The sequence below is a fragment of the Streptomyces lacaronensis genome (assembly GCF_047337785.1).
Classification (GTDB): Bacteria; Actinomycetota; Actinomycetes; order Streptomycetales; family Streptomycetaceae; genus Streptomyces; species Streptomyces lycopersici.
In genome coordinates this window covers 9,029,800-9,041,929 of the sequence record NZ_JBLHDK010000003.1, presented here as the reverse complement: position 1 = coordinate 9,041,929, position 12,130 = coordinate 9,029,800, and the positions used below count along the sequence as shown (strand labels likewise).

13 protein-coding genes are annotated in these 12,130 nt (G+C 70.8%); 1 reads left to right on the top strand and 12 read right to left on the bottom strand.

Going from position 1 to position 12,130, the window contains the following annotated elements; genetic code table 11:
• Positions 1-136: 136 nt before the first annotated feature.
• The 8 genes from ACMTAK_RS39030 to ACMTAK_RS38995 all read right to left on the bottom strand — a co-directional run bounded on the left by ACMTAK_RS39030 (position 137) and on the right by ACMTAK_RS38995 (position 6,844).
• The gene (locus tag ACMTAK_RS39030; RefSeq protein WP_413810520.1) at positions 137-340 is read right to left on the bottom strand and encodes a hypothetical protein; all 204 of its coding nucleotides are present in this window, start codon (positions 338-340) and stop codon (positions 137-139) included.
• 10 nt (positions 341-350) lie between these two features.
• On the bottom strand, positions 351-614 hold the full coding sequence (locus ACMTAK_RS39025) for a hypothetical protein (RefSeq protein ID WP_044577890.1): 264 nt from the start codon (positions 612-614) through the stop codon (positions 351-353).
• Positions 607-1,566 carry a helix-turn-helix transcriptional regulator gene (locus ACMTAK_RS39020; RefSeq protein WP_413810519.1) on the bottom strand — a complete coding sequence of 320 codons (960 nt, stop codon included), beginning with the start codon at positions 1,564-1,566 and terminating at the stop codon, positions 607-609. Before ACMTAK_RS39020 ends, ACMTAK_RS39025 begins: the two co-directional genes overlap by 8 nt.
• Before the next feature lie 20 nt (positions 1,567-1,586).
• Complete coding sequence (locus ACMTAK_RS39015) at positions 1,587-2,552, bottom strand: helix-turn-helix transcriptional regulator (protein WP_413810518.1); 966 nt, start codon at positions 2,550-2,552, stop codon at positions 1,587-1,589.
• Positions 2,553-2,666: 114 nt separating this feature from the next.
• Complete coding sequence (locus ACMTAK_RS39010; protein ID WP_262704390.1) at positions 2,667-3,041, bottom strand: FKBP-type peptidyl-prolyl cis-trans isomerase; 375 nt, start codon at positions 3,039-3,041, stop codon at positions 2,667-2,669.
• A gap of 39 nt (positions 3,042-3,080) precedes the next feature.
• Positions 3,081-4,076, bottom strand: a complete 996-nt coding sequence (locus tag ACMTAK_RS39005; protein WP_413810517.1) for an FKBP-type peptidyl-prolyl cis-trans isomerase — start codon at positions 4,074-4,076, stop codon at positions 3,081-3,083.
• A gap of 113 nt (positions 4,077-4,189) precedes the next feature.
• Entirely contained in the window at positions 4,190-5,551 is a 1,362-nt protein-coding gene (gene pafA / locus ACMTAK_RS39000) for a Pup--protein ligase (RefSeq protein WP_044577878.1), read from the bottom strand.
• A gap of 9 nt (positions 5,552-5,560) precedes the next feature.
• A complete protein-coding gene (locus tag ACMTAK_RS38995; RefSeq protein WP_413810516.1) occupies positions 5,561-6,844 on the bottom strand; it encodes an MFS transporter in 1,284 nt (427 codons plus the stop codon).
• Between the two features lie 421 nt (positions 6,845-7,265).
• On the opposite strand from ACMTAK_RS38995, the gene ACMTAK_RS38990 reads away from it, so the two are divergent.
• Positions 7,266-8,246 carry a LacI family DNA-binding transcriptional regulator gene (locus ACMTAK_RS38990; RefSeq protein WP_413810515.1) on the top strand — a complete coding sequence of 327 codons (981 nt, stop codon included), beginning with the start codon at positions 7,266-7,268 and terminating at the stop codon, positions 8,244-8,246.
• An 85-nt stretch (positions 8,247-8,331) separates the two neighbouring features.
• Here the strand turns inward: ACMTAK_RS38990 and prcA are convergent, their stop codons facing one another.
• The 4 genes from prcA to dop form a co-directional block, all read right to left on the bottom strand.
• Positions 8,332-9,099 (bottom strand): proteasome subunit alpha, encoded by a 768-nt coding sequence (gene prcA / locus ACMTAK_RS38985; RefSeq protein ID WP_413810514.1) that lies wholly within the window; start codon positions 9,097-9,099, stop codon positions 8,332-8,334.
• Positions 9,100-9,153: 54 nt separating this feature from the next.
• Positions 9,154-9,999: a proteasome subunit beta gene (gene prcB, locus ACMTAK_RS38980; protein ID WP_413810513.1), complete on the bottom strand. Its 846-nt coding sequence runs from the start codon at positions 9,997-9,999 to the stop codon at positions 9,154-9,156.
• Positions 10,000-10,108: 109 nt separating this feature from the next.
• Entirely contained in the window at positions 10,109-10,327 is a 219-nt protein-coding gene (locus ACMTAK_RS38975; protein ID WP_020872584.1) for a ubiquitin-like protein Pup, read from the bottom strand.
• 135 nt (positions 10,328-10,462) lie between these two features.
• The gene (dop, locus tag ACMTAK_RS38970) at positions 10,463-11,974 is read right to left on the bottom strand and encodes a depupylase/deamidase Dop (protein WP_413810512.1); all 1,512 of its coding nucleotides are present in this window, start codon (positions 11,972-11,974) and stop codon (positions 10,463-10,465) included.
• Positions 11,975-12,130: the final 156 nt, after the last annotated feature.

The following is a 12,130-nucleotide window of genomic DNA, read 5'->3' as shown; positions in this document are numbered from 1 at the left end:
GCAATCCCCGTGCGGACTCCGGGTTGCGGCCCTCCGCCTCGATTCCGGGGCCACGAAATCTCAGCGTACCCCGCTTGGCCGTGGGGCAGCAGAGTGCCCATCAGCGGCGAACCTCACCGCCCGCGCGGCGCGACCGTCACTGCCGACGCAGGGCGTCGACGGTTGACCCCAGCGGAGCCGAGGCCCGCTCCAGGTCCTCCGCGGCCCGGGTGATCCGCTTCGAGCTGTCCGACACCTGCCGGGCCAGCCTGCGGACCTCGGCGTAGACCCGCACCGAGAGCACGGCGAGAACGGCGATTCCGCAGAAGGCGAGGGCGAGGGCGAGCATCGGCCAGAGCATGCGGCAGAGCCTAGACGGTGGAGTGCAGCCGGAGTGTACGCACCCCGCCACCGGTGAGCAGCTCCACGATCCGCTCCCCCGCCGGTTTGCGCACCGCGGTTCCGCAGTCGGGGCAGGTGAAGGAGTAGAAGGTGGTGCGGTGGCTGGCCCCGATGGCCAGCCGCAGGGCGCCCGCGGCCAGCTCGAACCGGCCGCGGCACTGCGGACAGGCTGCCTTGAAGATCACCGACGTGGCACTCCCCCGTGCGGTCACTGTGTGCGTCCCTTCACTCACCGTACGCCGCGAGCGCCTGCCGCGCCGCGTCCCGAGCACTGGCCGCCAGCTCCCGCGGCGAGACGATCCTGCCGTCCCTGCCCAGCCGCAGCGCCAGGCGCCGCAGCGAGCCGGGGTCGGGCGCGCGCAGCGTGATCCGGAGGCCGCCGTCGGGCAGCTCATCGGCGCTGTCGTGCGGGTAGTACTCGGCGACCCAGCGCCCGCCGGGGCCGACCTCGACGACCACCTCGGGGTCCTCGGCGCCGGTCTGCACCAGGGCGGAGGACAGCTCCGACAGGTCGCGCAGCTCGATCGGCGGCGGGTCGGACGCGTCGTCCAGCAGCTTGATCTCGACGACCCGGTCCAGCCGGAAGGTCCGCCGCGCCTCGGAGAGGCGGCACCACGCCTCCATATAGGTGCGGCCGACGGCGAAGAGCCGGATCGGGTCGACCTCGCGCTCGGTGATCTCGTCACGCGCGGGTGAGTAGTAGCGCAGCCACAGCCTGCGGCGCTCGGAGATGGCGCGGTCGACGTCGGCGAAGACCCCGCCCTCCGATTCGAAGATCACCGAGAGCCGGGAGCTGGCGCCCGCCGCCTCGCCCGCCGCGGCCTCCAGCTTGGCGGTGGCCCGCAGCAGCGCGTCCCGGTCGCCCTCGCGCAGCCCGGGGAGGGTGGCGACGGCGCGGGCGGCGACCAGCAGCGCGGTGGCCTCGTCGGCGGCCAGCCGCAGCGGCTCGGCCACGTCATCGGGGTTGTGCCACCAGATCCGCTCTCCGTCGGTGTCGATGTCCATCAGGTCGCCGCCGCGGAAGCTGGTGCCGCACAGCGGCAGCACATCCAGGTCGGCGATCAGCTCGTCCTCGCTGATGCCGAAGGCCCGGGCGACGTCGGCGACGCGGGCGCCGGGGCGCTCGCGCAGATACGTCACCAGGGAGAGCATCCGCCGGGTCTGGTCAATGGCGTTTCCGGCCATGATGAAGTAGATCCGTCCCCTCAGCCTTTGGCGACCGCGCGCAGCCGGTCCACGACATCCGCCCGCAGCTCCTCGGGCGCCAGTACGACCACGTCCGGGCCGAACTCCACGAGCCAGGCGTCCAGGCCGTGCCCGTAGGGAATCTCCAGCTCGTCCCAGCCGTCGCCGGACTCCCGGGTGGACAGTGCCTTGGCCCGCAGCGGATAGCCGTGGCCCGAGCGCAGCCGGATCCGGGCGGTGCCGTTGGCGGTCTCGCCCGCCCAGCTCTCCACGGTCTCCCGGACGGTGACGTGGTCGGGCACCTCGGCGGTGAACGCGCCGGACCGCAGCCGGACCCGGCCGGTGATCCGGGAGAGCCGGAAGACCCGCTCGGCGGCGCGGTCGCGGTCCCATCCGGCGAGATACCAGTGGCCGCGCCAGCACTCCAGGGTCCAGGGCTCGACCTGCCGCGGCTCGGGGCGTGCGGCGTTCGCCTTGCGGTAGTCGAAGACGACGGGGCGGCGGTCGCGGCAGGCGAGCATCAGCGGTTCGAAGGCGCTCTCATGGACCGGGATGCGCGGCTCCAGCGCGCTGTGCCCGGGCGTGTCGTACGGATCCTCGGCGACCGGCATCCCGGCGGCGCGCAGCTTCTGCAGGGCACCGCTGGCGGCGCCCGCGAGCCGGGCCTGCTGCCAGACCTTGGCGGCGAGGCCGAGGGCGGCGGCCTCCTCGGCGTCGAGGGTGATCGGCGGGAGGCGGTTGCTGTCCCGGCGGGCGAGATAGCCGATCTCGCCGTCGAGGCCCTCCACCGTCTCGATGATCAGGCCGAGTTCACGCAGATCGTCCTTGTCGCGTTCGAACATGCGGTTGAACGCTTCGTCGTTGGCCGTGTCGGTCTGGAGGTACGCCTCTATGGAGCCCCGCAACTCCCGTTTGGTCAGCGGACGCCGCGTTCCCAGCAGGCACAGGGCCAGGTTCATCAACCGCTCGGCCTTGGCAATCGCCATCGACGCCCTTTCTTCGTGACCTTGACGACGTGACCGTACCGCTACCGGGACGCGCGGCAAAAGCCGAGGGCTCCCGCTCACCGGCAGGAGCCCTCGGCGCGACGGACGGCCGTCTCAGACGGAGACCAGGTCGCAGACGAAGATCAGCGTCTCGCCCGGCTTGATCCGGCCACCACCGGCGCCCCGGTCGCCGTAGCCGAGGTGCGGCGGGACGATGAGCTGGCGGCGGCCGCCGACCTTCATCCCCTGGAGGCCCTGGTCCCAGCCGGAGATGAGCTGGCCCACGCCGAGCTGGATCCGCAGCGGGGTGCCGCGGTTGTAGCTCGCGTCGAACTCCTCACCCGTGCTGAAGGCGACGCCCACATAGTGCACGGCGATGTTGTCGCCGGCCTTGGCCGCGGGCCCGTCGCCCTCCCAGATGTCCTTGATCTCCAGCTCGGCCGGCGGCTCGCCGCCCGGGAAGTCGACCTCGGGCTTCTCGATGCTCACGAAATTGCTCCTTGTGACGTGGTGGGCAACCCGCACAGGCTACAGAACCGCCAGGATGTCCACGGAGAACACCAGCGTGGAGTTGGCGGGGATGCCCTTCTGGGCCGCCTTGCCGTAGCCCAGGTCCGGGGGCACGACGACCAGCACCCGGCTGCCCACCTTCTTCCCCGTCAGCCCCTGCGACCAGCCCTTGACGACCTGCTGGAGCGAGAACTGGGCGAGCTCGCCGCGCTTGTAGCTGGAGTCGAACTCCTTGCCACCGTCCCACAGCACGCCCTTGTAGTTGACGAGCAGCGCGTCGGTCTTCTTGACCTCCTTGCCGTCACCCTCGATGACGTACTCGGAGACCAGCTTCTTCGGCGCGGACTTCTTGGGGACGGTGATGCTGGGCGCCTTGCCGTCGGTGTTGGTGGACACCTTGGGCAGGTCGGCGTCGGTCTGGTCCACTTTGCTGCCCTTGGCCGAGCTCTTGGCGTTGTAGGCGCCGACGAGGTCGATGACGAAGACCAGCGTGTCGGTGCCCTTGATACCGGCCTGCGGCTGCCCCTGCTTGCCGTAGGCGTACGCGGGCGGGACGGCCAGCTCCAGCCGGCTGCCGAGGTTCCGGCCCAGCAGTCCCTGGTCCCAGCCCGGGAGCACCTGGCCCTTGCCGATCGGAAAAGCGGCGGTCTTCTTCTTGTCGAAGGTGTTGTCGATGACCTTGCCGGTGTCCCAGATCTGCGCCAGGTAGTTGATCTGGAGCCAGTCGCCCTTGACCGTCTTCTTGCCGTCGCCCTGGCTGATCGTCTTGACCGCGAGGCTCTGCGAGGGCTTCCCCGTGCCCTTGGCGACCTTCGGTTTCTCGCCGAACTTCTTACCCGCGGTAATGGCCGGCACCGGGCCGGAGACGATCTTGCCGCTGGGGGCCGGTGAGGGACTCTGGCTCGTCGGCTCCTGGGACGGCTTGGTCTTGTCGGACCCTGATTCATCGTCACCGCAGCCCGCGAGTGTCAGCAGGCCCGCGGGCAGGGCAAGGAGTACGGAGCGTCGACGCACGGAGTCCTCGTTAGGTAGATCTTGAGATGGCCAGTGCGCGCCACTCTACGACGTGGCTCGGGCCCCGTCCGGAGAACGCACGGGGCCCGAGGGGAAGGTAAGCCGTACGCCGGTCACATACCGGCGATCAGCTTCTCCACCCGGTCGTCGACCGAGCGGAACGGGTCCTTGCACAGCACGGTGCGCTGCGCCTGGTCATTGAGCTTCAGATGCACCCAGTCGACGGTGAAATCGCGGCGCTGCTCCTGGGCCCGGCGGATGAAGTCGCCGCGCAGCCGGGCGCGGGTGGTCTGCGGTGGCACCGACTTGCCCTCGAAGATCTTCAAGTCGTTGCAGACCCGGGCCGCCTGGCCGCGCTTCTCCAGCAGGTAGTAGAGGCCGCGGCGGCGGTGGATGTCGTGGTAGGCGAGGTCTATCTGGGCGATGCGGGGATGCGACATGGTGATGTTGTTCTTCGCCCGGTACTGCTCGATGAGCTGGTACTTCATCACCCAGTCGATTTCGGTGCCGATCCGGTCGAGCTCCTCGGTGCGGATCGCGTCGAGGGTGCGGCCCCACAGCTCGAGGACGCGCTCGACCATGCCGGTGCGGATGCCCCGGCGCTCGCAGAAGTCGACGGCCTTCTCGTAGTACTCCTGCTGCACCTCCAGGGCGGACGCCTCGCGCCCGCTGGCGAGCCGCACCTTGCGCTGCCCGGTGATGTCGTGGCTGACCTCGCGGATCGCCCGGATGGGGTTCTCCAGGGTCAGGTCGCGCATCACCGTGCCCGCCTCGATCATGCGGAGCACCAGGTCGGTGGCGCCGACCTTGAGCAGCATGGTGGTCTCGGACATGTTGGAGTCACCCACGATGACATGCAGCCGGCGGTAGCGCTCGGCGTCGGCGTGGGGTTCGTCGCGGGTGTTGATGATCGGCCGGGAGCGGGTCGTGGCGGAGCTGACGCCCTCCCAGATGTGCTCGGCGCGCTGGCTGACGCAGTAGACCGCGCCGCGGGGGGTCTGGAGGACCTTGCCCGCGCCGCACAGGAGCTGTCGCGTCACCAGGAACGGGATGAGAATGTCGGCGAGCCGGGAGAACTCCCCGTGCCGTGCCACCAGATAGTTCTCGTGGCAGCCGTAGGAGTTGCCCGCGGAGTCGGTGTTGTTCTTGAAGAGATAGACGTCGCCCGCGATTCCCTCCTCGTGCAGGCGACGCTCCGCGTCCACGAGGAGACCTTCGAGAATGCGCTCGCCCGCTTTGTCATGGGTGACCAGCTCGGTCACGTTGTCACACTCGGGTGTCGCGTATTCCGGGTGCGAGCCCACGTCGAGATAGAGGCGGGCGCCGTTGCGCAGGAAGACATTGCTGCTGCGGCCCCAGGAGACGACACGGCGGAAGAGGTACCGCGCCACTTCGTCAGGAGACAACCGGCGCTGTCCCCTGAATGTGCACGTGACGCCGTACTCGTTCTCCAGGCCGAAAATGCGGCGGTCCATGCCTGAACATTACGCCTGATGGCGTGCTCTGAAACCGGGTTCGGCGGCATGGTTGCGATCATTTTCCGCACGAGGTTCATCCGGTGTTCGGTACATGGTGGGCCGGACGACGGGCCGCGGCCCGTCCAGGAGGAACCGCTGGGCCGCCAGCAGCACCGCCAGCGCGGCCGCGCCACCGGCCGCGGGCACCGTGAATCCGGGGACCACCCCGCCGAACTGGACGGCGGGCCCGGCCACGGCGGTGCCGACCGCGTTGCCCACCACGAAAGTGGTCACCAGCCAGGAGAACGCCTCGGTGACCGTGCCGGACGGCGCGTGGCGGTCCACGACGACGAAGGCGCAGGCCAGCGCCGGGGCGAGGAACACGCCCGCCACTCCGGCGAGGACGGTCATCGTGACGACGCCCGGCACCAGCACCAGCGGCAGATAGCCCAGCGCCAGCGCGGCCACCAGCAGCCGCAGCCGCCGTTCGGGCGCGCCGGGCCAGGTGCGGCCGCCGTAGACGATGCCGCCGACCAGCGCGCCCACGCCGAGGGCGGAGAGCAGCGCGCTGGAGACCGCGCCGCCGCCGTGCTCGTCGGCGTACGCCACGGCGGCCACCGCGATGGCGCCGAGGGCGAGCCCGATGAAGAAGAACGAGCCGAGCAGCACCAGCAGCCCGGGCGAGCGCAGCGCGCCCAGCCAGTGCGCCTCGCGCGGCGCGGAGCGCCACTGCCGCGAAGGCCGCGAGATCACGACGGAGAGCGCGCCCGCGACCCCGACGGCGTTGATGACCAGCAGCGCGGCCGCCTCGGACCACACGGCCACGGACAGGGTGACCAGCAGCGGGCCGACCGCGAACATCACCTCCTGGGCCACGGCGTCCAGCGCGTACGCGGCGTGCACCTGGTCCTCGCGCCGCAGCACCGTGGGCCACAGCGCCCGCAGCCCGCCCTCCAGCGGCGGGGTGAACAGCCCGGCGATCAGCATCGCCGCGTACGCCACGGGCAGCGGCTCGAGCCCGACAACGGCGAAGAGGACCATCCCGAGCGCGGAGGCCACGGCGGCGGGGAGCATCACCCGGGGCTGGCCGAGGTGGTCCACGGCCCGGCCCAGCAGGGGCTGGCCCACGGCGTTGGCCGCCCCGTAGACGGCCGAGAGCGCACCGGCGAGTGCGTAGCTGCCGCCCTCGGCGCGGGCGAAGAGCAGCACGGCGAGGGCGGCGGTGGCGTTCGGGAGCCGCCCCAGCAGCGTGCCGGTGAGCAGCCGTGCCGCGTGCGGGGTGCGCAGCAGTTCCCCGTAGCCAGCCGCCATTTCCTGCCCCTTCCTGCGGGTTCCGGTGGGTTCCGCCGGGTTGTCGCGAGCGCGTCGCGGGTCGTGAGTGACGTTGTACGTATAACGTCCAGCGTCATACGTACCATGGCCGCCACCGCGGGTCCACTCGCGGGCCGGAATGAGCAGCCTGCGGTCAGCCGTACGGCGACCGAGGGGAGCGGAGACGATGGTGGCGAGCGCGGACCGCGCCCACGCGGCGGGCGGGGCCCCCGGGAAAGGTTCCCGGGGAACCGGCCGGACGGGTGAGTCCGCGCGGCGCGGCGGCCCGGGCGGTGGAACGGCTCCGGGCGGTGGGACGGCTCCAGGCGGCGGGGCGACAGCGGGCGGTGGCGGGGCGGCTCCGGGCGGCGGCGGGACGGCGGCGGGACGGCCGGCGGCGGGACGGGCGACGAGCCGGGACGTGGCGCGCGCGGCGGGCGTGTCCCAGGCGACCGTGTCCCTGGTGCTCGGGGAGAAGTGGCCCGGAAGGGTCTCCGAGCGCACCGTGGAGACCGTGCGTGCCGCCGCGCGGGATCTCGGCTACCGCCCCAACCTCGCGGCCCGCAGCCTCCGCCTGGGCCGCACCAGGACCGTGCTGCTGGTGGTGCCCGCCCTCACGACCGAGTTCTTCGCCCGCGTCTACACCGGCGCCGAGCGGGTCGCCGCCGACCACGGCTTCGGCGTGGTGCTCTATCCGTCCCCCGAGGGCGTGGGACCGGCCCGGGACCCGTTCGACTCGGCGCGCGCCTCGCTGGACGGAGTGATCGCCTCCTCCATGGCGGCCGACGCCCTGGTCGCGGTGCGCGGCGGCGGACTGCCGCTGGTGATGCTCGACAGCGATCCGGACGACGCGTCCGCGGCGGCCACGGTCAACCTGGACATCGCGGACGGGGCGCGGCAGGTGGCCGGGCATCTGCTGGGGCTCGGGCACCGCCGGGTGGCCCATCTCGCGGCGGCGGTGGACTCCTGGACCTTCCGGGTCCGCGCCCGGGCGCTGGCGGAGGCGGTGGACGGGGTGCCGGGCGCCGCGCTGAGCGCCGAACCGGCGGGGCTGAGCGTCGAGGAGGGCCGCCGGGCCGCCGAGCGCGTCCTGGCCCGCCCCGGGCCACGGCCGACCGCGCTCGTCTGCGACGACGACATCCTGGCCGCGGGTGCCTGCAAGGCGGCCCGGCGGCTGGGGCTGCGGATCCCGGACGACATCTCGGTGACCGGCTTCGACGATCTGGCCCTGGCCACGGCGGTGGAGCCGGAGCTGACCACGGTCCGGCTCCCTGCGGAGGCGGTGGGCGCGGCGGGTATGCGGGCCCTGATCACGCTCCTGGACGGCGAGACACCCCAGGACACCGTGCTCCCCGTCGATCTGCTTCCCCGGGGCTCCACGGCCCCTCCCCCACGGCCCTGACCCGGGCCCGGACCCCATGACGCCCACCGCCGCCCCGGTGGGCCGGGGCGGCGGTGGCGGTGAGACGAATCGGGGGTGGGGTGGGTCAGTCCTCGGACTCCGGGGAGGACTCCTCCGAGGACTCGGCCGACGCCTCCGCGTCGGCCCCGCCCTCGCCGGACTCCAGGAGCCGGGAGAGCTGGCCGCCCAGGACGCGCTTGAACTTGCGCTTCTGGGGGCGGGTGCGGTCCAGGACCGCGACCTCGAGCTGCTCGGCGGTGAGGCTGCGCTCCCCGCCGTTGTTGTCACGGGAGAGCGAGTCGACGGCCAGCTTGAGGGCCTCGGCCAGGGTGATGCCGTCCCGGTGGCGCTGGTCGAGGTAGCTGCTGATCTGGTCGGCGTTGCCACCGACGGCGACCGAGCCGTGCTCGTCCACGATGGAGCCGTCGTGCGGAAGCCGGTAGATCTGGTCGTCCTCGGGGCCCTCCCCGACCTCGGCGACGATCAGCTCGACCTCGTACGGCTTCTCGGCGGCGCTGGAGAAGATCGTGCCCAGGGTCTGGGCGTAGACATTCGCCAGTCCGCGGGCCGTGACGTCCTCGCGGTCATAGGTATAGCCACGCAGATCGGCGTAACGGACACCGCCGATGCGCAGATTCTCGAATTCGTTGTACTTACCGACGGCCGCGAAGGCGATCCGGTCATAGATCTCGCTGACCTTGTGCAGCGCGCGGGACGGGTTCTCCGCAACGAAGACGATGCCGTCGGCGTACTGCAGCACGACCACGCTGCGGCCGCGCGCGATGCCCTTACGGGCGTATTCCGCGCGGTCGGCCATGGCCTGCTGAGGAGAAACATAGAACGGCGTCGTCACCGGCTGTCCGTCCCTTCTGTCATTGGCGAATGCATTCCGGTAGGACCGTCCTGATCAGAGCAGGGGGGCGCGGGGGCCGTCCGGCTCCTCGAGGCGCCGCTCATGGATGGCGTGGGCGAGTTCGGACACCTCGTCCTCGCTGAACCTCTTGAAACCATCCTCGGTGAGGGATGTGATGATCGGATAAATACGGCGGGCGAGATCCGGCCCTCCGGTGGCCGAATCGTCGTCGGCGGCGTCATAGAGCGCCTGGAGCACGGCCGTGGCGGCCTGCTCCTCGGTCGAATCCTCGCGATAGAGCTTCTTGAGCGCGCCCCGGGCGAACATCGAGCCCGAGCCGGTGGCGGCGAAGCCGCGCTCCTCCGAACGCCCCCCGGTCACGTCGTAGGAGAAGATGCGGCCCTTCTCCCGGTCGACGTCCCACCCCGCGAAGAGCGGGACCACGGCAAGGCCCTGCATCGCCATGCCGAGGTTGCCGCGGATCATGGTCGACAGCCTGTTCGCCTTGCCCTCGAGCGAGAGCACGGTGCCCTCGACCTTCTCGAAGTGCTCCAGCTCCAGCTGGAAGAGCTTGACCATCTCCACCGCGATACCGGCGGTCCCCGCGATCCCGACCGCCGAGAACTCATCGGCCGGGAAGACCTTCTCGATGTCACGCTGCGCGATGACATTGCCCATGGTGGCGCGGCGGTCACCGGCGAGCACCACGCCGCCGGAGAAGGTCACCGCCACGATGGTGGTGCCGTGGGGGGCCTCGATGGCGCCCTGCACCGGGGGCAGTGGACGGTTCCCCGGAAGCAACTCGGGCGAGTGGTCACCCAGGAAGTCCATGAACGACGAGGAGCCGGGCGTCAGGAAGGCAGCCGGCAGACGCCCTGTGCTACGAGTGTTGGCTTCCACACGTTTCCTTCCACCAGATCTTGAAATGATGCACGGACCATACCCCTGGCCATGGAAGTCATCCGTCCTGCGTCCCCTCCGCGGGGACGCAGGACGGAGAAGACGCGCCTTACTGCCCGCCCTTCTGGACGAAAGACCTCACGAAGTCCTCCGCGTTCTCCTCGAGCACGTCGTCGATCTCGTCCAGCACGGAGTCGACGTCGTCCGAGAGCTTCTCCTGCCGCTCCTTGAGGTCGTCCGCAGCCTGTGCGTCCTGCGTCTGCTCCTCGACCTCTTCGGTCGAGCGCGACGCCTTCTGCTGACCGCCGCCGGTGTCCTTGGTCGCCATTTCCCTCACCCCGCTCGGTTCGCCCGCTGATTCGATCGGTCTCAAGATCAGACCCTACAAGCAGGGTCCGACATCGGCCTCCCACTCGCTACAACGTACGGAGGCCACCTCGATGATTCCCGGCTCAAGGGCATTTCAGCCTCCGGACAGCACCCGGACCAGGTCCTCGGCCGTGCGGCAGCGGTCCAGCAACTCCTTGACGTGGTTGCGGGTGCCGCGCAGCGGCTCCAGGGTGGGAACCCGTTGCAGAGAGTCACGGCCCGGCAGGTCGAAGATCACCGAGTCCCAGGAGGCCGCGGCCACGTCGTCCGCGTACTGCTCCAGGCAGCGGCCGCGGAAGTAGGCGCGGGTGTCCTCCGGGGGCTTGTTCTGGGCGCGTGCGATGTCCTGGTCGTCCAGCAGCCGCTTCATCTTGCCGCGGGCCACCAGCCGGTTGTACAGGCCCTTGTCCGGGCGCACGTCGGCGTACTGGAGGTCCACCAGATGGAGCCGGGCCGCGTCCCACTCCAGGGCGTCGCGGCGGCGGTAGCCCTCGAGCAGCTCGCGCTTGGCGATCCAGTCCAGCTCGCCGGACAGGCTCATGGGGTCGCGCTCCAGCCGGTTCAGCACGTCCTCCCAGCGGACCAGGACGTCCCGGGTCTGCTCGTCGGCGTCCGCCCCGTAGCGGTCCTCGACGTATTTGCGGGCCAGCTCGAAGTACTCCATCTGGAGCTGCACCGCGGTAAGCGTACGGCCGCTGCGCAGCGTGACGAGACGGCGCAGCGTCGGGTCGTGCGAGACCTGGTGCAGGGTGCGCACCGGCTGGTCCACCGCGAGGTCCACGGCGATAAAGCCGTCCTCGATCATCGACAGCACCAGGGCGGTGGTGCCCAGCTTGAGGTACGTCGACAGCTCGGAGAGGTTGGCGTCGCCGATGATCACATGGAGCCGGCGGTACTTCTCGGCGTCGGCGTGTGGCTCGTCGCGGGTGTTGATGATCGGGCGCTTGAGCGTGGTCTCCAGGCCGACCTCGACCTCGAAGTAGTCCGCCCGCTGGCTGATCTGGAAGCCGTGCTCATGGCCGTCCTGGCCGACGCCGACGCGGCCCGCGCCCGTGACGACCTGGCGGGAGACGAAGAAGGGCGTCAGGTGGCGCACGATGTCCGAGAAGGCGGTCTCCCGCTTCATCAGGTAGTTCTCATGCGTGCCGTAGGAGGCGCCCTTGTTGTCGGTGTTGTTCTTGTAGAGGTGAATGAGCTGGCCGCCGGGCAGCTCGGCGGCGCGCAGTGCGGCCTCGGCCATGACGCGCTCGCCGGCCTTGTCCCAGAGCACCGCGTCCCGGGGATTGGTGACCTCGGGGGCGGAGTACTCGGGGTGGGCGTGGTCCACGTAGAGCCGCGCGCCATTGGTGAGGATCACATTGGCCAGACCGATGTCCTCGTCCGTGAGCTGGCTGGAGTCGGCGGACTCGCGTGCGAGGTCGAATCCGCGGGCGTCCCGCAGCGGGTTCTCCTCCTCGAAGTCCCAGCGGGCGCGGCGCGCCCGGTGCATCGCCGCCGCGTAGGCGTTGACGACCTGGGATGAGGTGAGCATGGCATTGGCGTTCGGGTGCCCCGGGACGGAGATCCCGTACTCCGTCTCGATTCCCATTACGCGCCGTACGGTCATGCGGCCCTCCTTGCCCGGCGCCGCCCCCGGCTGGGATCGGCGCTCAAGTACCGCTGCGCTCCCGGTCCATCTGCGGCCCCCGATCCCCCGTGCCGCGATACTGCGGTACCGAAGAGCCTAGAACGGCCAAGCGGTGCTGCGGAGATCATTACAGTC

What these genes read in the sequence shown, in the direction of transcription:
- ACMTAK_RS39030 (WP_413810520.1), bottom strand. Translation starts at nt 340, where the DNA reads ATGCTCTGGCCGATGCTCGCCCTCGCCCTCGCCTTCTGCGGAATCGCC.
- ACMTAK_RS39020 (WP_413810519.1), bottom strand. Translation starts at nt 1,566, where the DNA reads ATGGCCGGAAACGCCATTGACCAGACCCGGCGGATGCTCTCCCTGGTG.
- ACMTAK_RS39015 (WP_413810518.1), bottom strand. Translation starts at nt 2,552, where the DNA reads ATGGCGATTGCCAAGGCCGAGCGGTTGATGAACCTGGCCCTGTGCCTG.
- pafA (WP_044577878.1), bottom strand. Translation starts at nt 5,551, where the DNA reads ATGGACCGCCGCATTTTCGGCCTGGAGAACGAGTACGGCGTCACGTGC.
- ACMTAK_RS38995 (WP_413810516.1), bottom strand. Translation starts at nt 6,844, where the DNA reads ATGGCGGCTGGCTACGGGGAACTGCTGCGCACCCCGCACGCGGCACGG.
- ACMTAK_RS38975 (WP_020872584.1), bottom strand. Translation starts at nt 10,327, where the DNA reads ATGGCGACCAAGGACACCGGCGGCGGTCAGCAGAAGGCGTCGCGCTCG.
- dop (WP_413810512.1), bottom strand. Translation starts at nt 11,974, where the DNA reads ATGACCGTACGGCGCGTAATGGGAATCGAGACGGAGTACGGGATCTCC.